Origin of the sequence: Exiguobacterium sp. s140, assembly GCF_018617035.1 — a bacterium.
Lineage (GTDB): Bacteria > Bacillota > Bacilli > Exiguobacteriales > Exiguobacteriaceae > Exiguobacterium > Exiguobacterium profundum.
The window spans coordinates 222079-247540 of sequence record NZ_JACSJK010000004.1 but is presented as its reverse complement, the minus strand read 5'-3'; the positions used below and the strand labels follow the sequence as shown (position 1 = coordinate 247540).

The window sequence follows — 25462 nt, the reverse complement described above, 5'->3', positions numbered from 1 at the left end:
TCTACATACATCTATATGTAGCCTGAATTCGGGAGGTTTAATCCTATTAATGTAGTTCACTCGGGTCGAGCGGCAATAAGACGGTCACTGTCGTCCCGTGTCCGACCTCGCTCTCGATGACGAGTTTGCCTTCATGCGCTTCGATCAATTCTTTTGAAATCGCAAGCCCAAGCCCGCTACTACCTTCTGTGACATGAGCCTGATAGAACATCTCGGTGATGCGCTGCAAATGCTCTCGTGAAATGCCGGGACCTTCATCGATAATGGAGATAAAGGCGACACGTTCCGATTGTACGAAGCGGATGGTCAACGTTCCTCCGTCTGGCGAGAAACGAATCGCGTTCTCGAGAATGTTTAAAAACACTTGTTTCAAACGATTCTCATCAAATAGTCCAACCGATTTTTGAGGATAGCGTTCGATGAGTGTGATGCCTTTGTCTTCAAGTGACTGTTTTAATTGCAGTGTCACTTGACGTAACAAAGAGACCAGGTCCAGTTCTTGGCGATACAAGACCAACCGACTCTCTTCAATTTTTGTATAGTCAAGAAGCTGTTCGACGAGACCGATCATGCGCTCTGTCTCCGAATGGATGATGCTTAAACCGAGCTCTGTCTCTTCAGACAGTTTCTCATCACCACCCCGAATCGTCTCGGTCCATCCCTTAATCGATGTGAGTGGTGTCCTGAGTTCGTGCGACACGCTCGAGAGGAATTCGTTACGTGTCGACTGATGCTGCTGGACTTTCGCGCCTAAATACGTGAGCGTTCGAGCCAAGGCTCCAAGCTCATGTTTCTCATTTGACTCAACGGATACATCGAAGTCGCCCTGAGCCATCTCATCCGCCGCCTCGATGATGTGACGAATCGGTCTGACGAAGCGATCGGCAATCCGGATGACGGTGTATAGGGCGAGCAACCAGATCAAGACACCAATCATGACGACCGTCATCCAAATTTCGCGAATGAGCGTGTCTAAATCTTCAAGCGGTCGCGTGAAACTGATGGCAAACTCGGACGTATCGTTCGTCATAATGGGACTCGTGACTGACAAGTAATGTTCATCCCCGACGTCATAGTCCTGCACGACGGACTCTCCTTGCGACAATTGCTGTAACTGTTCTTGAGAGAATGAGGCCTGCCTTGTTCGTTGTCCCGTCGTTTTGACAATCGAACCGCTCCGGTCGACAATCGTCAAATCAGTTCCAGGATATCCGAATGTCCGGACGAGGACGGAAAAGGCACTCGGCGTCTCAAACCCTACTTGGGCTTGAGGGTATAGATATGCACTCGTGGTCGCATGACTCAGTAACGCTTCTGACTCATACTCGTAATAGTAGCGATACGTCCCGTAAGACAAAACGCTGACGAGTAAGAGCAAGACGATCGTCACGACAATCATCATGCGAATGACTAACTGTTGTTTCATGCCTCATGTCTCCGCCATTTATATCCGTGACCCCACAACGTCTCGATGTAGACCGGATGACTCGGGTCATCTTCAATTTTTTGACGCAAGCGACGAATGTTGACGTCGACTGTCTTTCGGTCACCGAAATAGTTGACGCCCCATACCGCATCGAGTAGCGCATCACGTGACAAGACGATTTCTTCGTTTTGGACGAGATGACAGATCAAGTCATACTCCGTCGGCGTCAAATCGATCGACTGTCCATACTTCGTCACTTGTTTTGCGGCGAGGTCGATTGCGAACGGTCCCGACTTCAAGCGTTTCGAATCTTTTCGTTTCACTTTTTCGACACGGCGCAACAACGCTTGGATGCGCGCCACTAATTCACCTGGACTGAACGGTTTGGCGATGTAGTCGTCTGCACCTTTACCGAGCCCTTCAATTTTATCTTCTTCGAGCGTCCGTGCCGTCAACATGATGATCCCTACATTTTCGTCAAGATCACGAATGGCAGCACATGCTTCGAATCCGTCCATTTCCGGCATCATGACATCCAATAGGACGACATCGAACGGTTCACGGTCAAATGCGGTGACCGCTTCTCGACCGTTCGTCGCCTCAAAGACGTCGAATCCGGCTCGTTTTAAATTGACAATAATGAAGCTGCGAATCGCATGTTCATCCTCAGCTACTAAAATTCGATTCATATCGATTTCCACCTCTTCTAGAGTTCACTTCTCTACATTATAGTTACGTTTTTGCGACAAGGTTGTCAATTGACCTTAAAAAGGTTTAGGATGGAGTCATTAGATTCTGAAGGAGGACCCCCTACTACTATGAGTTACAAGATGATTGTATTGGATATGGATGATACGCTCCTCACGAGCGACCATACGATTTCCCCTAAGACAAAAGAAGCACTTCTCGATGCACAGGCGCGCGGCTATAAAGTCGTTCTCGCGAGCGGACGACCAACGTTTGCGATGTGGGATGTAGCCCGTGAATTAGAACTTGCGAAATACGGAAGCTACATCTTATCGTTCAACGGTGCCTCAGTCATCGATTGTGCGACGAACGAGGAGATTTTTTCGAGCACGCTCCAGCCGGATACAGTCGCCCATCTCCATGATATCAGTGAACGGGAAGGAATCGCGATTCATACGTACGTCGGTAACGAAATCGTAACCGATCGCCCGAACCCTTATACGGATATCGAAGGTGAATTGACGGGAATGCCGGTCATTCATGTCGACAACTTTAAAGATGCCGTGACAGCCCCGGTCGTCAAATGTTTGATGCTTGCAGATGGCGACACACTCGCTCCGATCGAAACAAAGCTACAAACAGAATTGGCTGGAAAATTGGCTGTGGCCCGTTCAAAACCGTTCTTCCTTGAGTTTACGGAAGCAGGTGTCACAAAAGGAACGAGTCTCGCCTTCCTTGCAGATCAACTCGGCATCGCACAAAAAGAAGTCATCGCTTGCGGTGACGGAAACAATGATTTGACGATGATTGAATGGGCCGGCCTCGGTGTCGCGATGGGAAATGCTAACACGACGGTCAAAGGGAAAGCGGACTTCATCACAAAATCAAACAACGAAGACGGAATCGCTCATGTCATCGAAACGTACATGGCGGACGTACTCCTCACGTAATAAGCTTCTGATTGTAGAATGGGAGGAAGGAAGATGAATAAAGGGTTGAAACGAGCTGGAGTCGGATTGATTGGAACTGCGGTCGCAGGAGCGGCTTATGTGTTCCTTTCACCTAAACCAGCCACACGTTTAATCAAAACTTCGTTCGCAGGGGGGAACGAAGTGGAGATGAAGGGATTCGAGGAAGTCGTTCAAAAGACGTCTGTCCGAAAAGACATCGACTACTTGTCTTCTTATGACAACGGAACGTTTGATTTGATTCGCTATGAAGGCGACCGAAAACCTGTCCCAACAATCTTTTGGGTGCATGGTGGGTCGTTCGTCGGTGGGGATAAATCGGATGTGTTAAAATATGCCACTTCGATTGCGAGTAATGGCTATAACGTCGTCAGTATCAATTACGCACTCGCACCTGACGTGATGTATCCGACCCCGCTCAAACAAATCGAAGAGGCGTACTCGTTCATTGCTGAGAACAATGACCGCTTCCGACTCGATTTGGACCGCGTCTTCTTTGCAGGTGATTCGAATGGTGGACAGCTCGTTGCACAGTTTGTCGGCGTCCAGTTGAATGACGACTATTCACCTTCTGCTGAAGTGGGACAAGTCGTACCAAAATCCTCTATCCTCGGTACCGTCCTCTTGTCTGCACCGCTCGACTTGAAGCGCACATGGCTCGAATCATCGAAATCGGTGAACCGCTTCTTGTTCAAACGAATCGGATGGGCATACTTCGGCACGTACAATTGGGAGACTCTCCCGGTCGTTGCTGAAGCATCGCCACTCGTCAATGTACCGGCTACATTCGCCCCAACGTTTATCGCGGACGGGAATGACCATTCCTTTGAGGAACAGGCCAAAGAATTTGCGACGATTCTTTCAGGACGGACGGATGTCACGACTGTCTTTTATGATCGGAATGAGCACGAGCTCGGACATAATTATTACTTCGAAATGGACCGCCCAGCGGCCAATTCCACGTATCGTCGTTTGATTACGTTCTTACGTGAAACGACAAATCAATCTGTATAACGCACAAGAGGCGACGTTCTCCTACTATGGAAAACGTCGCCTCTTTTCGTTAGCGCAATAGGTCGAACGCGCGACCAATCAATTCATTTCGGGATGGGGAAGTCTGACGCAACGCTTCAAGACGTTCAATCAATGTCTGTTTCAGTCCTTCATCCTTCACCAGTTCCAGACACTCGATGTGTAATAACCAGGCGTCAGGGTGGTGCGTTAAGATCTCTGGGATGAGACCGTCGATTGATTCTCCCCGCTCACGCATGAGATGAATGCGATTGAACATCGGATCATCGTTTGTCCATACACGCTCATCCCGTTCAATGATCACCGGTTTTTCAATCATCATCAACTCGTCTACCGTGGTTCCCGGGAAAACTGATGGAAGTGAGTCGACACGTACCTCAAGTGAGTCGAGAGGAATCGTTCGTCCTTCTAACTGAACGGTCACATCCTTGAGTAAATCAGATGCACATGCGTGACGAACAGTCGTCCCGTCCTCAAAGAGGTCATCGCGACCCAGCGCTGATTCCGTGTCATGGACAACGAGGAGTCCATGACGCTCTCGTTTCGTTAACTGACCATTTTTTACAATGGTACATTCATCCCATTGAATGAGCGTATGTTCTTTCGACTCCGTCATGTGACGAACGATGCCGACACGTTCTGATCCATCTTCAAGTCGAATCGTCGATTGACTTCCCGATGCCAACGCTTTCGCCACAGATTCAATCCCACCTTTTCGAATCGCCATTCTTCCCTCTAGTTCATCTAAGACAGAAGAGAGCGTCTCAAAGTTTGGAATAACGAATAGCTCTTTTTGCATGTTTGTCACGTCTTGCTTCGTCTGTAGCGCGTGCTCCAAGTCGAATGGATGTTTGACGACCGCATCTGTCAGACAGTGACGGCTCTCTCCTACCGATGATAAGAGGCCTGCCCCGTAAATCATCGGGTTGTCGAGGTCACCAATCAATCCGAATTCAACGGTCCACCAAAAGATACGCGCGACCTGTTGTGCTTCAGAAAAGCCAGTCACTTGCGCTTTCGCCTCATGTACGGCTTTCTCCGCCGCCTCGATGTCCTGTTCAGTCGAATTCGCATTCTCCTTCACAATCGTCAAGCGTTTCAATGCGGCGAACGAGGCATGTTCTTCTCGGTTCATGAACGCCTTGGCCCCTAATTGACCGAAGCGTTTGACGATTGCCGAAAACGTCGGGTCCATCAACATTGGCGCATGTCCCGCCGCCTCGTGAATGATGTCAGGGGCTGGACTGTATAAAATATTCTCGACTTTCCGAATGTCTGTCGCGACCGGGAGCATCCCGTTTCCTTGGAAGTCAAAAAAGGCAACGCCGGGGATGAGTCCATCCACTGCGACCGTCGACCATCCTGCCGCCTGCATCTCATCCGTCATCTGTTCGACGTTCGGCAATCGATCCGGCCCCATTCCCGTCCGTTTCAATCCTTCGATGTAAAACGGATGCGCCTTCCCTTCTAACGTGTGCAAGTTCAACCGCAACACGAAACGCCAAACGGCGTGATCCGTTGGTGTGTATTCATTGTAGAACTGCGGTGAAATATGTGGGGCTAGGTGTTTTGGAATCGATTGTGTCAACATGTGAAGTCCTCCTTTGAAATCAAAAAAATCCCTATCGATTGAATCGATAGGGACGACAAAGCCGCGGTACCACCCTGGTTGCTAGAAAAATATCTAGCCGCTTGATCCGATAACGGGGGACCGCTCAATGATGAGAGCTCAGGAACTGTAATTCGATTCATCTTTTGGGCGTGTTCGCAGCACCACACGCTCTCTGGGCCAGGGAAGATGTCTCTACTTCGGTTCTTTCTTCGCTTTTCTTACATATCCAATTCTTTATCTTTTCTGCAGTTATGCTGTTATGCATATATGCTTTTAAGCACTAAAGTGACGTCTTGTTAGTTACTGTACCAAAGGTTTTTCGACGCGTCAACAAAAAACAGCCTACGAATTTTCGTAGACTGTCATAAACACCATTCAATTGGGGGTTTTCCCCACTCCTTCAATGCATCGTTCACTTGAGAGAATGGCTTAGAGCCGAAGAATCCACGATGGGACGACAAAGGACTTGGATGAACGGACGTAAGCACTTTATGTTGGTCTCCAATCCATTTCATTTTCTTCTTCGCATCATTTCCCCACAAGATGAATACAATCGGTTCCTCACGACTCCCAAGCCGCTCAATGATAGAGTCAGTGAACTGTTCCCACCCTTTTCCACGGTGAGAGCCCGCCTTCCCCGCTTCAACCGTCAGTGCCGTATTTAAGAGCAGGACGCCTTGTTTCGCCCATTTCTCGAGGTTGCCACTCTTCGGGAGATCACACCCAACGTCATCTTTTAGTTCTTGAAAAATGTTTCGTAAAGACGGCGGGAAACGTACTCCGTCCTGCACCGAAAAACTGAGTCCATGCGCTTGGTTCGGTCCGTGATACGGATCTTGTCCTAAAATGACGCACTTCACCTCACTGAATTTCGTGTAAATAAATGCGTTCCAAATATCTTCTCGGGTCGGGTAAACGATCGTTTCTTCATACGCTTGGTCAACGAATTGCTTTAGTTGTTGAAAGTAAGGTTGTTTCATCTCTTCTTGGATAATATCCGTCCAATCTCCAAGTAATCGACTCGATAACTGATCTGCCATTGCATACTCCCCTTTCCCTTTGTATCATACCCAAAATGATTGCATACAAAAAGACGAGTCAGTCGACTCGTCTCTCTAGGTTATACCGTTACTGCGCCTGCAACTTCTTTCGCAAGTGCTTCAGCTTTCGCTTTCGCGTCCGCAACGATTTCTTCGATTTTGTCTGGGTATTGGTTCATCCCTTCAACCGCTACCGTCGTTACTTCAGATACACCGACGAACGCGAGCGCTTGGCGAAGGTATGCGTCTGCGAAGTTAAGGTCAGTTCCTGTGTAGATTCCGCCTGTCCCTTGGATGTGGATCGCTTGTTTGTTTTCAAGCAAGCCGACAGGACCTTGCTCCGTGTAACGGAACGTTTTACCTGCCATGAGCACGCTATCGAGGAACATTTTCATACGTGCTGGGAAGAAGAAGTTCCACATTGGAGTCGCGAACACGTAAAGGTCCGCTTCCATGAATTTCTCAAGCATGCCGCTCATTGTGCCTACCTTTTTCGCTTCTACATCAGTGAGCGCTTCGCCTGAAGCGAATTTGCCCCATGCACTGAGCACATCTCCGTCGATTTCTTGAACATCAACATCGTAGAGTTCGATTGCTTCCACTTCGATTGATGGATTTTCTGCTTGGAGTGTCGAAACGAATGTTTCTGCCACTTGTTTGCTGTATGAAAGTTCAGTTGGTTTCGGGTTAGCCGATACATATAATACTTTAGTCATCGTGTAATCCTCCATTTGTGTAATCTCTAATTTTTCAATAACAGTTAGAACTATATCATCTGTATATCTCATCGTCAATTATTTTAATTTCAAGATATTGAATAAAAAAGCAACGGGCTTTATTTGCCCGCTGCGTTATAACCGACTCGTTTCAATAACGAAATCAATTGTTCCGTCTCTTCATCACTTAACGGTCCATATATATCTTTGAAGATTTCAATATGTTGCGGATAGACGACGTCCATGAGCGCCTTTCCATCGTCTGTCAATGAAGCATATGTGACACGTCGGTCAGACGGGCAGGCGATTCGTTCAATCAGCCCTCGCTTCTCCAACTTATCGATCACATATGTCACGCTACCGCTCGTAATCAAAATCTGATCCCCAATTTGTTGCAACGGGGTGTCTCCTCGTTTATACAGTACGGATAAAACACCGAACTCTGTTGAATTTAACTGGTGGCGTCGTAAATCTTCTTTCACACGATCACTGATGGCATCCATCGTACGCGCAAGAACAACCCACGCCTTCAATTCAAGGGATTCAATCATGTCGGTTTCACCTCAATTCGTTCATCGTATATCACTAGTATAGCAGGACTTATGCAGTATAAGCCGGGAAAAATACTTCGTCAAGGAACTTCTTCATTGTCGCCCATGTCGGAAACGTTTAGAATGGTAGTATTGTGATTTTAAGAAAGGGTGGACCGTATGCGTGAGTATTACGAAATTTCATTGACGATTAGACGGGAGTTTTTGCATGCTGTCATCGATTTGTTGAATCGGGAAGGCATCGCACCGGACTATGCGCTCGAAAAAGAAGGCGCGGTCTTTTTATTATTCAATCATTTACCTTGGCCAAACGTGACCCGTGAACCGCATGCCGTGGAACGTTTCTTATTGACGTTGAAACGATCGGACTATTTATTCGTCAAAACGAAACGTAAATCACCGGTCCCCGATCATGAACCGGTCGCCTGTATGGGGGCTCTCGTCTCCCCGTTCAATGAACATTTGCGCATCGAACTTGCCGTGGACGAGTCGGAAGCAAGTCATTTAGATATGTCCGCATTCCGTCATTATTAAACAATCGAATGCCCAACGCATCCCCTTGAAGATTAGAGCGAGATAGCTAATCGACATGGGGATTTTTTAGGAGTATCTGCTTTCTTTGACGGGAATAAAGGACAGTATTCGAGTTGAAAAGGAGACATGTTGGAATGGACACAGTCATGTTAATCGTCAATCCATCCTCAGGGAAAGAGTTGGGGGAACAACACGCAACACATGCCGAAGAGGTGTTGCGCGAACGATATGGACACGTCGATGTCCGCTTCACTGAAAAGGAACAGGATGCGACGAACTTCGCACGTGAAGCGGCAGAAAAGCACTATCAGGCCGTCATTGCGATGGGTGGGGACGGAACCTTGAACGAAGCGGTGACCGGTCTAGCCGAGGCTACTCATCGACCTGACTTCGGCATCATTCCACTTGGGACGGTCAACGACCTCGCCCGTGCACTCGGTGTCCCAAGTGACCCTAAACAAGCAATCGAGGCTCTCCGCGACGCTGAACCGACACCGATGGATATCGGAACGTATGAGAACGGTTATTTCATGAACGTCATCGCCATCGGGCTCATTGCCGAAGCTGTCGACGAAGTAAGTGTGGAAGAGAAGACGAAATGGGGACCGTTCGCTTACTTGATTGAGGGTGTAAAAGCGTTCCGTGAACATAGTCCTTATGAGTTGGCGCTTGACAGTAAAGACGGGGAGTTTGATGGCGAGGCTTATCTCGTCGTCATCGCCTTGACGAACTCGGTCGGAGGATTTGAAAACTTCGAACCAGACGCGCGGCTGAATGATGGGCTTCTTCATGTCTATATCTTTGAAGAACTCGGGTTAAAGGACGCACTTCAATTAACACCCGCCCTCTTCACAGGAAAGTTGAAGGAAACAGATAGCGTCACCTCGTTTTGTACGAAACGGGTTAAGGTGACCTCACCCGAGGCGCTTCCTGTAAATGCTGACGGGGACACAGGGGGCACGCTCCCACTTACTTTTGAAGTATTGCCGAGCCATTTAAACGTATTAAAGCCGGTCTAAGAGCAGGAGTTTTGACGATTGAATCGAATGTGTTCAAGCGAGAAAGGAGAATGACCTATCAACATCTCGCTTGTTCCATTAAAAACTGCATCCGGCGACATCGTCGATACATTCAATCGTTGGAATAACGATCCTGAGATCGTACACCTTATTCGACCGAGCCGCTCCGAAGAAGAATTGACCGCCCATTATGAGATGACGGTTGACGATTTAGAAGAACGACTCTTAACGCACGATATCTTCCTCATCTACGCAGATGACCATCTCGTCGGAGAAATGAACGTCATGTATGACCCGCCTCATTTATATCGACAAGAACCCGGTACAGCTTGGCTCGGTTTCGTCATCGGCGAATCTGTAGGTCGCGGAAAAGGCGTTGGCACAGAAGCTCTTCGTTTGTTAGAAGAGCAATTGCGAGCCAAACAAACACCTCGTATGGAACTTGGCGTATTCGCTTTCAACCATGCGGCCCATCGTCTCTATACGAAATGTGGATATCAAGAAATCGGCCGGATCGAGCACTTCACCTACTGGGACGGTCAATTTTGGTCCGATATTCGGATGGAAAAACGACTCGACGAAAAACCCTTTCACGCCAAGTGAAAGGGTTTTGACTTAGTTCTTTAAGTTCTCGACTTCGACGATCCGGAAGCCTTTTTGTTCAAGTTTCGAGACAACCTTGTTTTTCATGTCTTCTTCACAGTCCGGTGGTAGTGTCACGAGTACCCGACGCAAGACTTTACTTTTCGCATCGAGCGTCATCAAGCTCGCGATTGATGTATATTTGTTCACGATTTTCGTGATCTTCTCAAGTGCCCCTGCCTGTTCGCTCAAGGCGATTGTCAAGACGTAACTACCCGTGTCGCGACTCCATGCTTCTTCGAGCATCCCGAGCATCTTGCCGTGGGGAAGAATGCCATAGAATTCATTGCTTTCATCTTTCAATACAGCAATGTACGGCAACTCTTTGATTGAGAAAAATACTTCAAAGAATCCATCTGACTCATGGACGTACTTTTGTGTATTCTTGATGAGTGTCATCACATTATCGTCCATGTTTTCCCCGTTCATTCCATGACGATAAATATGCATCTTGTAAATGTTACCGCGGAAAAAATTCCCCGTCTCGTCTAAAACAGGTACACAACGGTATCCTGTTTCTTCAAGCGTATGAAGCGCTTCCCGCAATGTTGCCTTTTCACTGATGGTGACAACATCTTTCTTCGGGATACATAAGCTATGCACTAACATGCGTTTTCCTCCCAGTCAATAATAAAGTGGTCTACACCCTATTCATTATTATTCCCCAAATATGATGAACATCCTGCATACTTTTTCTGAAAAGTTATGAACACGTCTCATAATCCTTGCATTTGTCGGAATTCAAAAAAGTCGTTATAGTGAAACTATCCAAACAGACAAAGGGGATGGACGATTATGACGATGAAAAAAGCATTGACGATTGCCGGTTCTGACACAAGTGGTGGCGCGGGAATCCAAGCCGACCTCAAAACGATGGAAGAACTCGGTGTGTATGGTATGACAGCCTTGACGGTCATCGTGGCACAAGACCCACATAACGCATGGAATCACGAAGTCTTTCCAATCGACACGACCTTGATTGAGAAGCAAATCGATACGGTGCTCGCCGGAATCGGCGTCGATGCCGTGAAGACAGGTATGCTTCCGACACCTGAAATCATCGAACTCGCCGCACGTAAAATCAAAGAATACGGCATCCAGAATGCCGTCGTCGACCCAGTCATGGCATGTAAAGGTGCGGATGAGATTCTTGATCCGAACGTCGCGGTCGCGATGCGTCAACACCTCGTTCCAGTCGCAAAAATTATCACACCGAACTTATTCGAGGCGCGTATGCTCGCTGGCCTCGATAAAACACCTGCAACGATGGACGAAATCAAAGAAGCCGCTCGTTTAATCCACGAACTCGGCGCAGAGATTGTCATCGTCAAAGTCGGTGGCAAACTCGGATTTGATACCGCATTCGACGTCTTGTACGATGGAAACGAATTCCGCCTTCTCGAAAGTGAAAAAATCGAGCCTGCGTTCACACACGGCGGCGGATGTACGTTCTCGTCTGCCATCGCGGCCTCACTCGCAAACGGTCATACGGTCGAAGAAGCGATTGAAATCGGAAAAGAATTCATCACAGAAGCTGTTCGTCATTCATTCCGTCTCAACCAATACGTTGGACCGACGAACCATACCGGATACCGTAAAAAAGTAGCAACACAATCGTAAACAGATGACCCGGAACTACGTGTTTCGGGTCATCCTTTCCATTGGAGGGACAGACGTGAAAGCGATTCAACCTGATCACATTCAGCACTATTTAGACAATCACGTCGCGACACCACTTTTCGTCCATGTCGAGACGACGAACGGTGCCTACGCGACACATAATGACCCGGACTTTCATAACGCCGGGATGTTTATCCGTAATGCCAAAATCGAATACAGCATCGGTCAAATTAAAGGAAATGGTCCCTATCGTGTCGGTTTAAAACTCGATCACGGTTGGCTCTATGTCGAGGGATTGACCGACTATGAAATGCACGAAGAACAGTTGTTACTCGCCGGTCACGATCGTCTCGGTCGTCTCGCATGTGCGCTGCACATCGATATCAAGCCACTCCCACAAGGCGCATCGGAGGTGGAGAATCAATGAATGGACCGTTACTCGTCATATTCCCACACCCGGACGATGAGGCGTTCAGCTCGGCCGGAACGATTATCCAACATCGTCAAAGAGGACTACCCGTCACATACGTCTGCTTGACGCTCGGTGAAATGGGACGCAACATGGGTTCCCCGATTTTTACGACACGTGAAGAACTGCCGAAAATTCGAAAACATGAACTCGAAGAAGCATGTCGCATGATGGGCATCGAGGACCTGCGCATGTGGGGTCTTCGTGACAAGACCGTCGAATTTGAGGACGAGGCCGAGCTCGCTGGTCGCTTCCGCGCATTGATTGACGAAGTGAAGCCGGAAACCGTCATCTCATTCTATCCAGGATATGCCGTCCACCCGGACCATGAAGCGACAGCCCGTGCCGTCGTACGTGCGCTTCAAGAGATTGGCGAGACGCGCCCTGAGTTCTTAGGTGTCGCCTTTGACCGCCGCACAGAAGACGAACTCGGACAACCTCACGTCATCGTCGATGTAACGGAAGAGAGCGAACAAAAGAAAGATGCCCTGTTTGCCCACCGGTCTCAGACGGAAGGTCTGCTTCGTGCGATCGATAACGCAGAAAACGCCCACGTCATGGAGTTACTCCAACGTGAGCGCTTCTATCATTATCCGTTCTCATGATTCATAGGCTAGACGGGTCATATAAAGCAATGCCCCAACGGTCCCAAGACCGATTAACGTTCCGAATACTACAACGATTTGTCCCATGTTTTCACCTCTTCTAGACTGTACGAACAATTCCATTCATTGGTTTCAAACACGTGCCATTCGCACGTGTTTTTTTCAGAAGTAAAGTACGTAAATCACAACAGCCAATACGATTCGATAAATCGCAAACGGCATCAATTTCACTTTGTTGATCAACTTCAAAAAGAATTTAATCGAAAGAAGTGCGAACAAAAACGCGCTGACGAAACCGACGACAAACACGGGTAACGTATCGAGCGTGAAATACGTCCACTTGCTATAGAGTGACAATGCACTCGCTCCAAACATGATTGGTACCGCCATGATGAACGTAAAATCTGCCGCTGCCCGGTGACTCATTCCGAGGAGAACCCCTCCAGAAATCGTTGAACCGGACCGTGAGAACCCTGGCCATAGCGAAAAACATTGAATCAAGCCGACACCAAGTGCTTGCTTATACGTGATGTCATCGAGCGTAGCGGTCGTCTGACGCTTCACACCGGATAAATCTGCGGCAATCATAAAGAACGCACCGACGACTAACCCAATCAACACCGTCTTGACCGAGAAGAGATGTGTATCGATGTAGTCCTCAAACAGTACACCGAGGACGCCAGCAGGCAGCAATCCGATCAAAATATGTACGAGATTGAATTGGCGTGTGGTTCCGCTTTGCCTTAGAGTGAGCAAAGACTTCGGATTCAGTAACGTTTTGAACCGGTCCCGAAAGACGACCACGACCGCTAAAATCGACCCTAATTGAATGACGATTTTAAACGTGTTCGCTACTTCCTGCCCTAAAAACTGACTCGAATTCAACCAGAGACCATCCACGAGAATCATATGACCGGTCGACGAGACCGGGGCAAATTCCGTCAATCCCTCGACGACACCTAATAAAAATCCTACAAATAATTCATACCATTCCACATTGTTTCTCCTATTGATTCATCAAGATTGTTCTCATCATACACTTCTCGACACAATCTTTCGTCCGTCTTAAGACGTAAAAACAGACATGGCTTATGACCCATGTCTGTAAAGATTAACGGATAGTCGCATGAACGAACCAAACGACAAGCCCGATTAAGATGAACGCCAAAAATAGCGACACTGTCGTTCCTACAATAAAGACCAGCCCCAACACAAGGATACCGAGATGCCATAGCATCGAGACAGATGATTCGGTCGTCGCTCGGATATCGGAAGGCACCTGATGATGCAAGAGCCCAAAATAGAGTGGCTCCATCGCACCATACAATAGAGCTAGGAGTCCCATCACACCGATTCCAATCGGACTCGGGAAAAACCCGACGATGAGAAATCCACCGCTCATTAACCAACCGAACCCGTTTAACCAACGCTTGGATGACGCAAATCGTATAAGCGTCCCCGCAAAAAGTTGACCAGGTAACTGAATCAAAAGCAGGACGCTTGAAATGGCACCGAACCAATAGATTGGGATGGATACATCACGTGCATACAGTTGCCAGAACTCATCGATGAAATTGAATGCGGACACGGCTGCCAAAAATCCGATGGTGACGTTACGAATGGATGTGTGCGACCACACAAATTGAAATCCTTTCAACAAGTGCCGCCACGTCAATCGGTCTTCTCCTTCGCCATGAACGGGTTCAACGAGAAATAAGCTACACACGGTCGCCATCAATAAACTGAGAATGGAAAGTCTGTAGTTCCACTCCAATGGAAGGTACTGAGCCAACATACTGCCACTCCATGCCGCCGTCACAGCGGCCATAATCCCAATCGCGTTCAGTTTTCCAAGAACCCGTTCGAACGACGACGCTTCATGACTTTCTTGTAAGGACTCGTATAGCAGCGCATTCTCCGCCCCACTTCGAATGACCGACCCAACGGCCGAACAGCTGATGGCGACAAAAAATCCGCTGAAGGTAAACGAGTATAACAAGATCCAAAACGATAACCACTCCAAGGCTACACCTGCCTGAATCAGCCGACGCCGTGTCGTTCGGTCCGCCCACACGCCGGTCGGCACCTCGAACAAGACGATGATGAGCGCATAGATCATCTCCAAGTAGACGACTTCTTGAATGGTGATGCCTCGCGATTCCCAAAACAACCGTTCAATCACGTATGCGGGAATCAGCCCTTCAAACCAACGAATCCACCCTAACCAAACAATGTTTCGACGAACTTAACTCGGTGAACGTGCTCGTTTTTTCATTTAAATCTCCTCCTTACTTGTCTATTCCCGAATACACAAAAAAACCACGAGACGAATCTCGTGGTCGACGTGTTATTTCAATAAGTTGAGCATCTCGCGATTGAATGCTGGAATATCATCCGGCTGACGGCTCGTCACGAGCTGGTTTTGGCAGACGACTACTTCTTTGTCCGCATATTTCGCTCCGGCATACTCCATGTCGACTTTGATCGATTTGTAGCCGGTCGCGTCACGACCTTCTAACGTCTTCGCCGTAATCAACAGCTGTGGTCCGTGACAGATGGCAAAGACAGGCTTTTTCGCATCCATGAAGGCTTTGGCGAACGAGACGAAACGCTCGTCCTCACGCAACAAGTCAGGTGAGAATCCGCCCGGCAAGAGAAGGGCATCAAAATCTTCTGGCGATACATCGTCAATCGATTGGTCGATGTTCACTTTCGCCTCCCCTTGTTTCCCTTCTACCGTATTACCCGCTTTCTTCTCGATCGTCACGACATCATGTCCCGCATCCACCAATGCGTCACGGGGACCCGTGAATTCTACATCTTCAAACATATCCGTAATGAGCGTTGCTACTTTTGCCATATCCTAAACACTCCCTTTGTTTGTTTTATGCACATAGGGACTGTTCCACAGGCATGAATCACTTAAACATCTCAAGTGGCATTCAACGGAATTTCGAGACGTATGGATTGTCGCGTTCAAAGAAGCGATACGGGTAGTCACGTGCCTCGCCCGTGTTCGGGATCCCGATACGGGGACCCGCCTCAATCACTACTCCTGCCTCACCCTCCGCGATGTAGAGTGGGTCTTGTTGAAAGGAATGGCCGTATAGATCCATTGTGATTCCGAGTGCTTTCGTCAACTTCCCTGGTCCGTTCGTCTGGTCATATCGCTTCACTCCGGGACGGTTCGAAGCAATCCATTCATGTCCTTGAATCGGTTCGACGGCTCGAATCAACACGGCTTCCGGTGTACCAACCGGACCACTGACCACGTTCAGGAGCGTATGTGTATGCATTTGATACGTGTATACATGCCCAGGTTGTCCGAACATGACTTCCGTTCGTTTCGTTCGACGCCCTCCGAAGCTATGCGCCGCCCGGTCGATGGCACCGAGGTAAGCCTCTGTCTCGACAATCTTCGCGATGATGTCACCTTCTGGATGTCGCCGCACCAAATATTGACCGAGTAAGGCGCGTGCCAATTCGAGTGTCGGTTGTTCATAAAATGCTAGATCGAGTCGCTTCATGGTTCCACCTCCGTTTCTCCTATTTTCTCAAAAGTCATATGTTGCACACAAAAAAGATGCCCTGCATGGCAGGACACCTCGATATTATGATGCGATTTTTAGCGATTCACGTTGCTTCCCCAATCGGACGTATCCCAAGATGATGGAGAAGACCGGGCTGAGCCAGAGGAAGAACGCAAATGGTGCGTATTCCAATACAGGCACGCCGAGTGTCGCTGCGAAGAACGCTCCGGAGACACCCCAAGGTATGAGCGGGTTGATGACGGTCCCGCCATCTTCAAGTGCCCGTGACAAGTAGCGCGGGTCGATCCCACGATCGATAAACCCTTGCTTGAACGCCTGACCCGGCAAGAGAATCGACAAGTACTGTTCTCCCGCGAGCAAGTTGACACCGATTGAACTGAGGACAACTGATAGGACCGAGCTCCCTGGTGACTTCAAACGCTCGAGCAACGATTCAACGATGGCTTGGAAGATACCGAGTTCACGTAATAAGCCACCGAACGCGAGGGCGATCAAGACGAGACTGACCGACCAGAGCATCGATTCAAGACCACCTTTATCGAGTACATTTGCAATCAATTCATTTTCGACACCTGACTTGAAGCCAGACTGCATGACACCGAGCCAGTTCGAGATGCTCCAGTTGCCTTGAACAAAACCGGCCGTCAACACACCCGCAAACATCCCAACGAGCATCGTCGGCAAGACCGGCATCCGACGGAACGCAAGCACTGCGACGAGCACAGGGGCAATCAACGTGAGCCATGAGAGGTCAAACCGTCCGCTGAGCGCGGCTTGCGCCTCTGCAATTTGTACCGTGTCGGCAGTTTGACCGCTACGTCCGAGGAACGTGAATAAAATCAACGTGATGATGAACGCTGGAATCGTCGTCCCCATCATGAAGCGAATGTGGTCGAACAGTTTGACACCCGCCACTGCCGGCGCAAAGTTCGTCGTATCCGACAACGGGCTCATCTTGTCTCCGAAGAGGGCACCCGATACGATCGCACCTGCGGCGAGCGCCGGCGAGATGCCTAGTGCCGTCCCGATTCCAAATAAGGCGACACCGACCGTTCCGACGGTTGTAAAGGCGCTTCCTGTGAAGGTCGAGACGATCATCGTGATTAATAAAACACTCGGTAAGAACCATTCAGCAGAGATTGTATTTAGACCGATGGAGAGGATCGTCGCGACCGTCCCGGACATTTGCCATACTCCGATGAGCATCCCAATCAACAACAAAATCAACACCGGCATGATCGCTTCACGAATTCCGTTGATCATCGCCGTTTCAATCTGTTTGAAGTCGCGTGAACGATAATACGCATATCCACCTACTATTACCATTGTGCCAAAAATCGCCATATGTGGTGTCGCTTTGGCCAAAAACATCAGTGCGAGCAAGGTGATCCCGCTCATCAACACGACGAATACAGCTTCTTTTCCTTTCATCTGCATCGACGTCCCCTCCTTTCGTTATATCTTCTTTATTTATTATTTTGCCTAACCGCTTAAACGCTTTTATGCACAAAAGCATGTCAGTGATGTTTTTTACTATACTCGCTTCCTTTCTCCCTGTCAAACGTCTTTTTATGATAAATTGTATGCTTGAGGGTGACCTCCGGAGTTCGTAACCTCCTCCGACATCAAAACTAGCGAAAAGGAAGTGCGCTTCATGCAACACGAAAAAGCATTGGTCGTCTTTAGTGGTGGCCAAGATTCAACCACTTGCCTGTTTTGGGCAAAACAACAATTCTCTCATGTGGAGGCGGTGACGTTCGCATATGGTCAACGCCATGATGCGGAAATCGAGGTCGCCAAAGAAATTGCGACAGAACTCGATGTCCCACACCACATCCTCGATTTGTCCCTACTCGGACAACTCACATCGAATGCGCTCACGAGACACGATCTCGACATCGACAATGCGGACGTCCCAAATACGTTCGTCGATGGACGCAACCATCTATTCTTATCATTTGCGGCCGTCATGGCCAAACAACTCGGTATGCATCACATCGTGACCGGTGTATGTGAAACGGACTTTTCAGGTTACCCGGATTGCCGAGACCAATTCATCAAATCACTCAACGTGACACTCAATTTAGCGATGGATTATCCATTCGTCATCGACACACCGCTCATGTGGCTCGATAAAAAAGAGACGTGGGCACTCGCCGACGAGCTCGGTGCCTTTGACTACGTCAAAGAACGCACGCTCACTTGCTACAACGGTGTCATCGGTTCAGGTTGTGGAGAATGTCCGGCGTGTAAGCTTCGTCAAAACGGACTTACAGCTTACGAGGAGGTGCGCGTATGAAACATGCTCCATTCCTCGCTCCGACCAGTGTCGAATCAAAGCAAGAAGGCTCGCTCATCTACTGTCCGCATCGCGTTCAAATCGTCAAAGAAGTGACGTTCGACGCAGCGCACCATCTTTTTGATTATGACGGCAAATGTCGTGCCCTTCATGGTCATACGTATAAGCTCCAAATGGGTGTCAGCGGCTTTCTCGACAATCGCGGGATGACGCTCGACTTTGGTGACTTGAAAAAGATCTTCAAAGAAGAGCTTGAGCCATATCTCGACCATCGCTATTTGAACGAGTCACTCCCTTATATGAATACAACTGCAGAAAACATGTGTTATTGGATTTTTGAACAACTGGCGACACACTTGCCAAATGAACGCGACGTCCGTGTCGAGTTCGTCCGTCTGTATGAAACGCCAACGTCTTACGCTGAGTTCCGCCGTGAATGGTTGGTGGAATCGTGAAAATCCCTGTTCTTGAAGTGTTCGGACCGACCTTTCAAGGAGAAGGACGCGCCATCGGACAAAAGACGATGTTCGTTCGGACCGCCGGTTGCGATTATCGCTGTTCGTGGTGCGATTCCGCCTTTACGTGGGACGGTTCAGAAAAACCGGACATGCTGACAGCCGATGAGGTGATTGCTCGCCTGGATGCACTTGGTATGTACGATTACGTCACCATCTCGGGTGGCAATCCACTCCTTATCGCGGCTATGGGAGACCTGGTCGAGAAGTTGAAAGAACGAGGCGTCACACTCGCCGTCGAGACGCAAGGCAGCCGCTATCAAGACTGGCTCACACAAATCGATGACGTGACCCTCAGTCCGAAACCTCCATCGTCTGGTATGAAAACGAACTGGGAGCAACTCGACGCCATCGTCGAACGGTTGCGCCCGGAGCAGACGACATTCAAAGTTGCTGTCTTTGATGAAGTGGACCTTGCCTACGCGAAAGAAGTGCAGCAGCGCTACTCACCGGACGTCATGTATTTGTCGGCTGGTAACCCGGAGCCCGGTGCAGACGGCGACATCACCGATGCCCAGCTCCGTCGTTTGAAACAACTATGGGAAGACGTTGCACGCGACCCGTCATGGCAAAGCGTCCGCGTCCTACCACAACTACACACATTACTGTACGCCAACGAACGTGGCGTCTAAGGAGAATGAACATGAGACCAGAAGACTTACAAGACCTCTCGCTCCTCGGACAGAAGAGCGTCCCATATATTTTTGAATACACACCTGACGTCCTTGAGGCGTTCCCAAATCGTCATCCGGAGAACGACTACTTCGTTAAATTCAACGCACCAGAATTCACATCGTTATGCCCGATCACGAACCAACCGGACTTCGCAACCATCTACATCTCATACATCCCGGATGAGAAACTCGTCGAGTCGAAGTCGTTGAAGTTGTACTTGTTTAGCTTCCGTAACCACGGTGACTTCCACGAGAACTGCATCAACGTCATCGGGAAAGATCTCGTGAAATTGATGGAACCGCGCTATCTCGAAGTGTGGGGGAAATTCACACCACGTGGCGGTATCTCAATCGATCCGTACTACAACTACGGAAAGCCAGGCACAAAATATGAAAAAATGGCAGAACACCGTCTGTTCAACCATGACCTGTATCCAGAGACGGTCGACAACCGTTAATTGAAAAGTAGGCGCTCCATCTGGAGTCGCCTACTTTTTTTGATAGCGATGAATCTGTCGCTTGATCGGTTCACGGAAAACGGTCGCAACGAGCGTCAACACGAGCATGATCCCAAATGCCAAGGCGATGAGCGTCCAATCCCCACTGGCGATACTACTCCCGAGAAAATTGTTCGCAAACGCCCCGGGAATCATACCGACGACGGTCGCAAACAGATAGGCGAGTACGTTTACTTTTGCCAAACCAGAAGCATAGCTGACCAAATCGAAATTGACGAGCGGGATGAGACGTAAGATGAGGACGTAAAAGAAACCATCTTCTTCGATTTTATGCTGAATGGCTTCGTAATTCGTTGATTCGAAGTGATGCAGGAAACGATCGCCGAAATAAATTGCCACATAATACGCAACAAGCGCACTCAATGTCGCCCCGATGACGGTATAGATGACGCCCGGTAACATCCCAAACGCCAAGCCGCCGGCGACCGACAAGACGGACGTGGGAAACAAGATGAGCGGACGAACGGTGAACAATAAAATGTAAATGAGCGGAGCCAACCATCCGAATTGAATGATGTAGTCCCGAATATCGCCTGGGCTTACGTCAATCCACTGATAAAGGAATGTCGCCGTCCCGAACAGGAGTAGGATGAGTGCAATCATCCATTGTATCTTCCACTTCTTCATCGTCCTCCTCCTCTCTATTTTCTTTTATTCCCGTAATCGAGGATGTCACCCACCTTTTTTCAGCCATCTCGATGTGGTACGGTTAGAAAAAGCAGAAGGAGGAAATCGATATGAACCTTGCAGATGCCCTAACATTGAAACAGTTGCTCCATGAGCAAATCGATACATTGACCGAAGAGATTGAGCATGTGGCGTTCATCTCGCTTCAAGCGAATGAATCCATTCCGACCATTCAGTCCCGTTCCCTTCAAGACATCGAGATGGAACTTGAACACATTCGTCTAGACTTACGTCAGCTCGACCGTCTCATTCAAGAGGCGAACGTCCAAGCCGTCGTTGAGACGCATGACGGTCCGCTCCCGCTCGTCGAGGCAATCGAGCTTGCCATTCAGTTACGTGTCCAAGCACGACTTTATGAAAAATTATCGCTTCGTCCGAAGAAAGACTATGTGCATGGGGTTGCCGTGATCAAACACGCCTTATATGACCCCGAACTATATCGTTTGAAAGCACGTGATATTAAGAAGCGTGCCATTCGAATCGAAAGTGCGATTCAAGCCGTCCGTTATCAGACTGACATTGAATTTGATGCATCACGATATATGTAAAAAGCGAAGGGATTCCTTCGCTTTTTACATATGATCGTGGTGATTGTGGTGGATATCATGATGACTCGATGAAGAAGAACGTCGACGTGGTGGTGCCTCATCGGCAAATTTTTCTCCGTCTAAAATCCCGAGACGCTTATATTGACGACCGACCCGCTCTTTTGTCTCTTCGCGAACAGTGCTCGACTCCATCACCAATTGGTAGCATCCGAGCGCGACACGGAACGGTTCCATGCGTGTCCGTTCAATCGAGAAGGAATCGACACCACGTAAATAGTCTGCCAATCGCTCAGCCGTCTCGTCGGCCGGGTCATCGGCGAGCTGCGAGGCGAAGCGTTGTAAGTCCTTCAATGTATTTGATGTTTTAGAGTAACTTCGACTTGATTTGATGACACCAAATGCGATAAGTCCAACAATGGTGAAAAACATGAGTGGAAAGAATAAATTGATGATCGTGAAAAATGGGTCCGCCCCAAATTCTAAAGTAGACATTTCAAATTCCCCCTTTTCTTTAAGTACGTTCATTCAGTCGAATCGGTTTCATCAAAAAAACCGCGATCACACGACCGCGGCATCGATTCAACTGTTCAGTTGTTTCTCCATCATGATGCGCGGCTCGCCATCTTCGGTGTAGGCGCCCATGATGTCATATCCGCAAAGGAGATTCAAGATGATGACCCCTTTGTTCGTATTGCGTGCTTTCGTCCGAATCGAATGGAACCCTTGCGCTTCGACCCATTCGAGTTGCGTGTCCATCAGCTTGCGACCGATGCCATGCTTTTGGAAGTCCGGGTGTACGCCGCCCGCCCAGCTATAAAACCGATAAGGCTCCGCCTCATAACCGATTTTAAAGCCGACCAGTTGCTCTTCCGAAAAGGCTAGGAGCACTAACGGATTGGCGTGTCGATACAGGCGCTCTTTAAATCGCAGCTGATCGAGGTCACCATATAACGTGCGATATAGTCGGAAAAAGTCCTCTTCAAAATCTTTAAAGTTGTTCGTCACATCTTTTACGATAAATGAACTCGTCGTACTCATCGTGCCATCCCCTTTCAGTTTCTGGACAAAGATTCCGTACGTCTGTTCATTTCGCCGTTCATTCTGAATTTCCTGTCTCCCGTTCAAAAGCTGTGACACCTTTTTGTTTATATAGTCCTAGCGTACGCTTCGGCAAACTCTTGACCATCCAGTCTTTGAAGATGCGCGCTTGATCTTCGACCGGAAGCTCGTAGCCATCCGTCACGATATGTCGTGACCGTGTCGTGACATCGTACAAGGAAATCGCCGCCGCCACGGAGATGTTCAAACTTTGTACGTATCCTTGCATCGGAATAACAAAGTTCCCGTCCGCCTTATGAAGTGCTGTTTCCGAGACACCACTATGTTCATTCCCGAATAGCAGAACGGTCGGCTTCGACACATCCACCTCTTCGAGCGGAATTGCTTCCTCACTCAATGCCGTCGCATATACTTGATAACCGTCTTCTTTTAAAGCGTCAATCGCCTCTTCGATGGAGCCATGCTCGACGACGTCCACCCAACGGTCGGCGCTCTTGGCGATAATCGAGTTCGGTTTGAACTTCGCACGCCCTTCGACGACGTGTAACGTCTGCACCCCGAACGCATCGGCCGAACGCAATACGGCAGATTGATTGTGCGGATCGTCGACACCTTCCGTCAAAATCGTGATATGGTTCGTTCGTGTATTCAATACTTCATACATCCGTTTGATTCGATCTGGCATGAGCATCTCATATAGAGGAAGATCGTCTTCCTGCAATACACCCTTCCGCAACAACTCTTCTTTTAATTCAATCTGCTCGTCTTTCGTCAAAGCAGATGTTGTCTGTCTCCAACCCATCTTTCTCGCTCCCTTCAACCTATCATATTGTAGCTAGATTCGATTCGACTGACAAGTTCGCCTCACATCTGCTATTCTCACTTCGGAAATGAAAACAAATGAAAATAGCGAAAACGGTTGCACGAATTTATGCAATCGATTACAATTATTTATGCAAGCGATTGCACTATTGGTAGACACAAAAATAGATAAAACTCCCTCATAGGAAGGAAGCGTATAGCATGAAACAATTGATCTCATTCGATTTCTGGCAGAAACTCGGTAAGGCTTTGATGGTCGTCATCGCCGTCATGCCAGCTGCCGGTTTGATGATTTCCATCGGAAAATTGATTGGAATGTCAGCCGGAGATGTCGGTATCTTATTAACAACAGCTCGTATCATTGAAGATTTAGGTTGGGGCATCATCGTCAACTTACATATCCTCTTCGCAGTCGCGATTGGTGGTTCGTGGGCAAAAGATCGTGCCGGCGGTGCATTCGCAGCACTTCTCGCCTTCATCTTGATCAACCGTGTCACAGGTGCCATCTTCGGTGTCAACAGTGACATGCTTCAAGATCCAGAAGCGACAATCGAGTCACTCTTCGGTGCGAACCTTGTCGTCGCTGATTACTTCACATCTGTACTCGGCTCACCTGCCCTCAACATGGGTGTGTTCGTCGGGATTATCGCCGGTTTCCTCGGTGGTGCACTATATAACCGTTTCTACAACTTCAACAAGTTGCCGAACGCTCTCTCGTTCTTCAACGGGAAGCGCTTCGTACCATTCGTCGTTATCCTTGGTTCAGTCGTTGCTGCCCTCGTTCTATCGATTGTATGGCCAACCATCCAAGGTGCGCTCAACAGCTTTGGTGAATGGATTGCCACATCACGTAACACGGCGCCAGTCCTCGCTCCGTTCATTTATGGTGCACTCGAACGTCTCCTCTTACCGTTCGGTTTACACCACATGCTCACAGTACCAATGAACTACACAGAGCTCGGTGGAACATACACGATTTTAACAGGTGCGACAGCTGGATCGGTCGTTGCCGGTCAAGACCCACTCTGGTTGGCATGGGTGACGGATCTCGTCAACTTGCGTGCTGCTGGTGATACGGCCGCATACAACACGCTTCTCGCTGATGTCGTTCCAGCACGCTTCAAAGTCGGTCAAGTCATCTTGTCATTCGCTGCATTGATTGGTGCCGCGTATGCGATGTACCGCAACGTCGACGCGGATAAGAAGGCACAATACAAGCCGATGTTCTTATCAGCCGGACTCGCTGTCTTCTTGACAGGTGTCACAGAACCGATTGAATTCATGTTTATGTTCGTCGCACCAGTTCTTTATGTCGTTTACGCACTCATGGCCGGTGCTGCCTTCGCATTGGCAGATATCATCGACTTACGTGTACACGCTTTCGGTGCAATCGAACTCTTGACGCGCATTCCGATGATTGTCAAAGCAGGACTTCTTCAAGACTTGATCAACTTCGTGCTCGTCTCTGTCGTGTTCTTCTTCCTCAACTTCGGTGTCTTCAACTTCTTCATTAAGAAGATGAACCTACCGACGCCAGGACGTAACGGGAACTACATGGAAGAAACGACAGAAAAATCATCCGTTACAGGTAACGAACAAGTCATGGGGATTATCGCACTTCTCGGTGGGGAAGAAAACATTGAGGATGTCGACGCATGTATGACTCGTCTTCGTGTGACCGTTAAAGACGTTACACTCGTCTCTGACGAACAAGAATGGAAGAAAAATGGCGCTATGGGTCTTATCGTGAAAGACCGTGGAGTCCAAGCCATCTATGGCCCGAAAGCCGACGTATTGAAATCAGACATTCAAGACGTCATCGGTGCATAATCTACTGGCCAACTCGCTCGAGAGTTGGCCTTTTTCTA

Annotated in this window: 30 protein-coding genes and 1 other annotated feature; of the genes, 14 read left to right on the top strand and 16 right to left on the bottom strand. The window is 48.6% G+C overall.

Annotated features, from left to right (window positions below; translation table 11 throughout):
- Positions 1 to 46 precede the first annotated feature (46 nt).
- Positions 47 to 1426 carry a sensor histidine kinase gene (locus KNO61_RS14295; RefSeq protein ID WP_015880496.1) on the bottom strand — a complete coding sequence of 460 codons (1380 nt, stop codon included), beginning with the start codon at positions 1424 to 1426 and terminating at the stop codon, positions 47 to 49.
- Complete coding sequence (locus KNO61_RS14290) at positions 1423 to 2115, bottom strand: response regulator transcription factor (protein WP_015880495.1); 693 nt, start codon at positions 2113 to 2115, stop codon at positions 1423 to 1425. Before KNO61_RS14290 ends, KNO61_RS14295 begins: the two co-directional genes overlap by 4 nt.
- 129 nt (positions 2116 to 2244) lie before the next feature.
- Between KNO61_RS14290 and KNO61_RS14285 the strand changes: the two genes are divergently transcribed.
- Entirely contained in the window at positions 2245 to 3063 is an 819-nt protein-coding gene (locus KNO61_RS14285) for a Cof-type HAD-IIB family hydrolase (protein WP_214873662.1), read from the top strand.
- Between the two features lie 33 nt (positions 3064 to 3096).
- Positions 3097 to 4095, top strand: a complete 999-nt coding sequence (locus KNO61_RS14280) for an alpha/beta hydrolase (protein WP_078146126.1) — start codon at positions 3097 to 3099, stop codon at positions 4093 to 4095.
- Between the two features lie 49 nt (positions 4096 to 4144).
- Here the strand turns inward: KNO61_RS14280 and KNO61_RS14275 are convergent, their stop codons facing one another.
- From KNO61_RS14275 to KNO61_RS14260, 4 genes are all read right to left on the bottom strand, one after another.
- A complete protein-coding gene (locus KNO61_RS14275; protein WP_078146125.1) occupies positions 4145 to 5704 on the bottom strand; it encodes an aromatic amino acid hydroxylase in 1560 nt (519 codons plus the stop codon).
- Between the two features lie 45 nt (positions 5705 to 5749).
- Positions 5750 to 5944 (bottom strand) — a binding site (T-box leader).
- Between the two features lie 143 nt (positions 5945 to 6087).
- Positions 6088 to 6765 (bottom strand): uracil-DNA glycosylase, encoded by a 678-nt coding sequence (locus KNO61_RS14270; protein ID WP_031424398.1) that lies wholly within the window; start codon positions 6763 to 6765, stop codon positions 6088 to 6090.
- An 80-nt stretch (positions 6766 to 6845) separates the two neighbouring features.
- Positions 6846 to 7481 carry an FMN-dependent NADH-azoreductase gene (locus KNO61_RS14265; RefSeq protein ID WP_078146124.1) on the bottom strand — a complete coding sequence of 212 codons (636 nt, stop codon included), beginning with the start codon at positions 7479 to 7481 and terminating at the stop codon, positions 6846 to 6848.
- A 119-nt stretch (positions 7482 to 7600) separates the two neighbouring features.
- Entirely contained in the window at positions 7601 to 8032 is a 432-nt protein-coding gene (locus tag KNO61_RS14260; protein ID WP_047795835.1) for a MarR family winged helix-turn-helix transcriptional regulator, read from the bottom strand.
- Positions 8033 to 8191: 159 nt separating this feature from the next.
- Between KNO61_RS14260 and KNO61_RS14255 the strand changes: the two genes are divergently transcribed.
- The 3 genes from KNO61_RS14255 to KNO61_RS14245 all read left to right on the top strand — a co-directional run bounded on the left by KNO61_RS14255 (position 8192) and on the right by KNO61_RS14245 (position 10188).
- On the top strand, positions 8192 to 8566 hold the full coding sequence (locus KNO61_RS14255; RefSeq protein ID WP_078146123.1) for a hypothetical protein: 375 nt from the start codon (positions 8192 to 8194) through the stop codon (positions 8564 to 8566).
- 134 nt (positions 8567 to 8700) lie between these two features.
- Positions 8701 to 9585 (top strand): diacylglycerol/lipid kinase family protein, encoded by an 885-nt coding sequence (locus tag KNO61_RS14250; protein WP_214873659.1) that lies wholly within the window; start codon positions 8701 to 8703, stop codon positions 9583 to 9585.
- Positions 9586 to 9642: 57 nt separating this feature from the next.
- Positions 9643 to 10188 carry a GNAT family N-acetyltransferase gene (locus KNO61_RS14245; protein WP_214873708.1) on the top strand — a complete coding sequence of 182 codons (546 nt, stop codon included), beginning with the start codon at positions 9643 to 9645 and terminating at the stop codon, positions 10186 to 10188.
- A 12-nt stretch (positions 10189 to 10200) separates the two neighbouring features.
- Here KNO61_RS14245 and cbpA read toward each other — a convergent pair whose 3' ends face one another.
- Positions 10201 to 10836 (bottom strand): cyclic di-AMP binding protein CbpA, encoded by a 636-nt coding sequence (cbpA, locus tag KNO61_RS14240; protein ID WP_214685123.1) that lies wholly within the window; start codon positions 10834 to 10836, stop codon positions 10201 to 10203.
- A 186-nt stretch (positions 10837 to 11022) separates the two neighbouring features.
- Between cbpA and pdxK the strand changes: the two genes are divergently transcribed.
- The 3 genes from pdxK to bshB2 are packed head-to-tail and all read left to right on the top strand — an operon-like array spanning position 11023 to position 12921.
- Positions 11023 to 11847, top strand: coding sequence for a pyridoxine/pyridoxal/pyridoxamine kinase (gene pdxK / locus KNO61_RS14235; RefSeq protein ID WP_015880484.1), 825 nt, complete (start codon positions 11023 to 11025; stop codon positions 11845 to 11847).
- 55 nt (positions 11848 to 11902) lie between these two features.
- Positions 11903 to 12274, top strand: coding sequence for a YojF family protein (locus tag KNO61_RS14230; protein ID WP_074034952.1), 372 nt, complete (start codon positions 11903 to 11905; stop codon positions 12272 to 12274).
- Positions 12271 to 12921 carry a bacillithiol biosynthesis deacetylase BshB2 gene (gene bshB2 / locus KNO61_RS14225; protein WP_078146120.1) on the top strand — a complete coding sequence of 217 codons (651 nt, stop codon included), beginning with the start codon at positions 12271 to 12273 and terminating at the stop codon, positions 12919 to 12921. Before KNO61_RS14230 ends, bshB2 begins: the two co-directional genes overlap by 4 nt.
- 162 nt (positions 12922 to 13083) lie before the next feature.
- On the opposite strand, the gene KNO61_RS14220 is transcribed toward bshB2, so the two are convergent.
- The 5 genes from KNO61_RS14220 to nhaC form a co-directional block, all read right to left on the bottom strand.
- Positions 13084 to 13917, bottom strand: coding sequence for an undecaprenyl-diphosphate phosphatase (locus tag KNO61_RS14220; protein ID WP_214685121.1), 834 nt, complete (start codon positions 13915 to 13917; stop codon positions 13084 to 13086).
- Between the two features lie 115 nt (positions 13918 to 14032).
- Positions 14033 to 15103: an MFS transporter gene (locus KNO61_RS14215; protein ID WP_214873657.1), complete on the bottom strand. Its 1071-nt coding sequence runs from the start codon at positions 15101 to 15103 to the stop codon at positions 14033 to 14035.
- A gap of 165 nt (positions 15104 to 15268) precedes the next feature.
- Complete coding sequence (locus KNO61_RS14210) at positions 15269 to 15781, bottom strand: type 1 glutamine amidotransferase domain-containing protein (RefSeq protein ID WP_015880479.1); 513 nt, start codon at positions 15779 to 15781, stop codon at positions 15269 to 15271.
- An 82-nt stretch (positions 15782 to 15863) separates the two neighbouring features.
- Entirely contained in the window at positions 15864 to 16448 is a 585-nt protein-coding gene (locus tag KNO61_RS14205) for a DNA-3-methyladenine glycosylase (RefSeq protein WP_078146117.1), read from the bottom strand.
- A gap of 84 nt (positions 16449 to 16532) precedes the next feature.
- Positions 16533 to 17909 carry a Na+/H+ antiporter NhaC gene (gene nhaC / locus KNO61_RS14200; protein ID WP_214873655.1) on the bottom strand — a complete coding sequence of 459 codons (1377 nt, stop codon included), beginning with the start codon at positions 17907 to 17909 and terminating at the stop codon, positions 16533 to 16535.
- Positions 17910 to 18126: 217 nt separating this feature from the next.
- On the opposite strand from nhaC, the gene queC reads away from it, so the two are divergent.
- Genes queC through queF form a run of 4 tightly spaced genes read left to right on the top strand, consistent with a single transcriptional unit; the run spans position 18127 to position 20418 of the window.
- A complete protein-coding gene (gene queC, locus KNO61_RS14195) occupies positions 18127 to 18771 on the top strand; it encodes a 7-cyano-7-deazaguanine synthase QueC (RefSeq protein ID WP_159563339.1) in 645 nt (214 codons plus the stop codon).
- The gene (gene queD / locus KNO61_RS14190; RefSeq protein WP_015880475.1) at positions 18768 to 19226 is read left to right on the top strand and encodes a 6-carboxytetrahydropterin synthase QueD; all 459 of its coding nucleotides are present in this window, start codon (positions 18768 to 18770) and stop codon (positions 19224 to 19226) included. Before queC ends, queD begins: the two co-directional genes overlap by 4 nt.
- Positions 19208 to 19918 carry a 7-carboxy-7-deazaguanine synthase QueE gene (gene queE, locus KNO61_RS14185; protein WP_031424381.1) on the top strand — a complete coding sequence of 237 codons (711 nt, stop codon included), beginning with the start codon at positions 19208 to 19210 and terminating at the stop codon, positions 19916 to 19918. The genes queD and queE overlap by 19 nt, the downstream gene beginning before the upstream one ends.
- Positions 19919 to 19929: 11 nt before the next feature.
- Entirely contained in the window at positions 19930 to 20418 is a 489-nt protein-coding gene (queF, locus tag KNO61_RS14180) for a preQ(1) synthase (RefSeq protein WP_015880473.1), read from the top strand.
- Positions 20419 to 20448: 30 nt separating this feature from the next.
- On the opposite strand, the gene KNO61_RS14175 is transcribed toward queF, so the two are convergent.
- Positions 20449 to 21105: a TVP38/TMEM64 family protein gene (locus tag KNO61_RS14175; protein WP_214873653.1), complete on the bottom strand. Its 657-nt coding sequence runs from the start codon at positions 21103 to 21105 to the stop codon at positions 20449 to 20451.
- A gap of 110 nt (positions 21106 to 21215) precedes the next feature.
- On the opposite strand from KNO61_RS14175, the gene KNO61_RS14170 reads away from it, so the two are divergent.
- Positions 21216 to 21713, top strand: a complete 498-nt coding sequence (locus KNO61_RS14170; RefSeq protein WP_159563336.1) for a hypothetical protein — start codon at positions 21216 to 21218, stop codon at positions 21711 to 21713.
- Positions 21714 to 21737: 24 nt separating this feature from the next.
- Here the strand turns inward: KNO61_RS14170 and KNO61_RS14165 are convergent, their stop codons facing one another.
- The 3 genes from KNO61_RS14165 to KNO61_RS14155 form a co-directional block, all read right to left on the bottom strand.
- Positions 21738 to 22205, bottom strand: a complete 468-nt coding sequence (locus tag KNO61_RS14165; protein ID WP_214813600.1) for a hypothetical protein — start codon at positions 22203 to 22205, stop codon at positions 21738 to 21740.
- An 87-nt stretch (positions 22206 to 22292) separates the two neighbouring features.
- Positions 22293 to 22838, bottom strand: coding sequence for a GNAT family N-acetyltransferase (locus KNO61_RS14160; RefSeq protein WP_015880469.1), 546 nt, complete (start codon positions 22836 to 22838; stop codon positions 22293 to 22295).
- Positions 22810 to 23574: a TrmH family RNA methyltransferase gene (locus KNO61_RS14155; RefSeq protein ID WP_214685110.1), complete on the bottom strand. Its 765-nt coding sequence runs from the start codon at positions 23572 to 23574 to the stop codon at positions 22810 to 22812. The genes KNO61_RS14160 and KNO61_RS14155 overlap by 29 nt, the downstream gene beginning before the upstream one ends.
- Positions 23575 to 23795: 221 nt before the next feature.
- On the opposite strand from KNO61_RS14155, the gene KNO61_RS14150 reads away from it, so the two are divergent.
- Positions 23796 to 25424: a PTS transporter subunit IIBC gene (locus tag KNO61_RS14150; RefSeq protein ID WP_078146107.1), complete on the top strand. Its 1629-nt coding sequence runs from the start codon at positions 23796 to 23798 to the stop codon at positions 25422 to 25424.
- Positions 25425 to 25462 lie beyond the last annotated feature (38 nt).

Bases quoted from the DNA above. Each gene is read 5' to 3' on its own strand.
- pdxK (WP_015880484.1), top strand. From the start codon at position 11,023: ATGACGATGAAAAAAGCATTGACGATTGCCGGTTCTGACACAAGTGGT.
- KNO61_RS14250 (WP_214873659.1), top strand. From the start codon at position 8,701: ATGGACACAGTCATGTTAATCGTCAATCCATCCTCAGGGAAAGAGTTG.
- cbpA (WP_214685123.1), bottom strand. From the start codon at position 10,836: ATGTTAGTGCATAGCTTATGTATCCCGAAGAAAGATGTTGTCACCATC.
- KNO61_RS14150 (WP_078146107.1), top strand. From the start codon at position 23,796: ATGAAACAATTGATCTCATTCGATTTCTGGCAGAAACTCGGTAAGGCT.
- queD (WP_015880475.1), top strand. From the start codon at position 18,768: ATGAAACATGCTCCATTCCTCGCTCCGACCAGTGTCGAATCAAAGCAA.
- KNO61_RS14260 (WP_047795835.1), bottom strand. From the start codon at position 8,032: ATGATTGAATCCCTTGAATTGAAGGCGTGGGTTGTTCTTGCGCGTACG.
- queE (WP_031424381.1), top strand. From the start codon at position 19,208: ATGGTTGGTGGAATCGTGAAAATCCCTGTTCTTGAAGTGTTCGGACCG.
- KNO61_RS14155 (WP_214685110.1), bottom strand. From the start codon at position 23,574: ATGGGTTGGAGACAGACAACATCTGCTTTGACGAAAGACGAGCAGATT.
- bshB2 (WP_078146120.1), top strand. From the start codon at position 12,271: ATGAATGGACCGTTACTCGTCATATTCCCACACCCGGACGATGAGGCG.
- KNO61_RS14295 (WP_015880496.1), bottom strand. From the start codon at position 1,426: ATGAAACAACAGTTAGTCATTCGCATGATGATTGTCGTGACGATCGTC.
- KNO61_RS14170 (WP_159563336.1), top strand. From the start codon at position 21,216: ATGAACCTTGCAGATGCCCTAACATTGAAACAGTTGCTCCATGAGCAA.
- KNO61_RS14255 (WP_078146123.1), top strand. From the start codon at position 8,192: ATGCGTGAGTATTACGAAATTTCATTGACGATTAGACGGGAGTTTTTG.
- KNO61_RS14265 (WP_078146124.1), bottom strand. From the start codon at position 7,481: ATGACTAAAGTATTATATGTATCGGCTAACCCGAAACCAACTGAACTT.
- queF (WP_015880473.1), top strand. From the start codon at position 19,930: ATGAGACCAGAAGACTTACAAGACCTCTCGCTCCTCGGACAGAAGAGC.
- nhaC (WP_214873655.1), bottom strand. From the start codon at position 17,909: ATGCAGATGAAAGGAAAAGAAGCTGTATTCGTCGTGTTGATGAGCGGG.
- KNO61_RS14175 (WP_214873653.1), bottom strand. From the start codon at position 21,105: ATGAAGAAGTGGAAGATACAATGGATGATTGCACTCATCCTACTCCTG.
- KNO61_RS14290 (WP_015880495.1), bottom strand. From the start codon at position 2,115: ATGAATCGAATTTTAGTAGCTGAGGATGAACATGCGATTCGCAGCTTC.
- KNO61_RS14280 (WP_078146126.1), top strand. From the start codon at position 3,097: ATGAATAAAGGGTTGAAACGAGCTGGAGTCGGATTGATTGGAACTGCG.
- queC (WP_159563339.1), top strand. From the start codon at position 18,127: ATGCAACACGAAAAAGCATTGGTCGTCTTTAGTGGTGGCCAAGATTCA.
- KNO61_RS14285 (WP_214873662.1), top strand. From the start codon at position 2,245: ATGAGTTACAAGATGATTGTATTGGATATGGATGATACGCTCCTCACG.
- KNO61_RS14270 (WP_031424398.1), bottom strand. From the start codon at position 6,765: ATGGCAGATCAGTTATCGAGTCGATTACTTGGAGATTGGACGGATATT.
- KNO61_RS14275 (WP_078146125.1), bottom strand. From the start codon at position 5,704: ATGTTGACACAATCGATTCCAAAACACCTAGCCCCACATATTTCACCG.
- KNO61_RS14205 (WP_078146117.1), bottom strand. From the start codon at position 16,448: ATGAAGCGACTCGATCTAGCATTTTATGAACAACCGACACTCGAATTG.
- KNO61_RS14165 (WP_214813600.1), bottom strand. From the start codon at position 22,205: ATGTCTACTTTAGAATTTGGGGCGGACCCATTTTTCACGATCATCAAT.
- KNO61_RS14210 (WP_015880479.1), bottom strand. From the start codon at position 15,781: ATGGCAAAAGTAGCAACGCTCATTACGGATATGTTTGAAGATGTAGAA.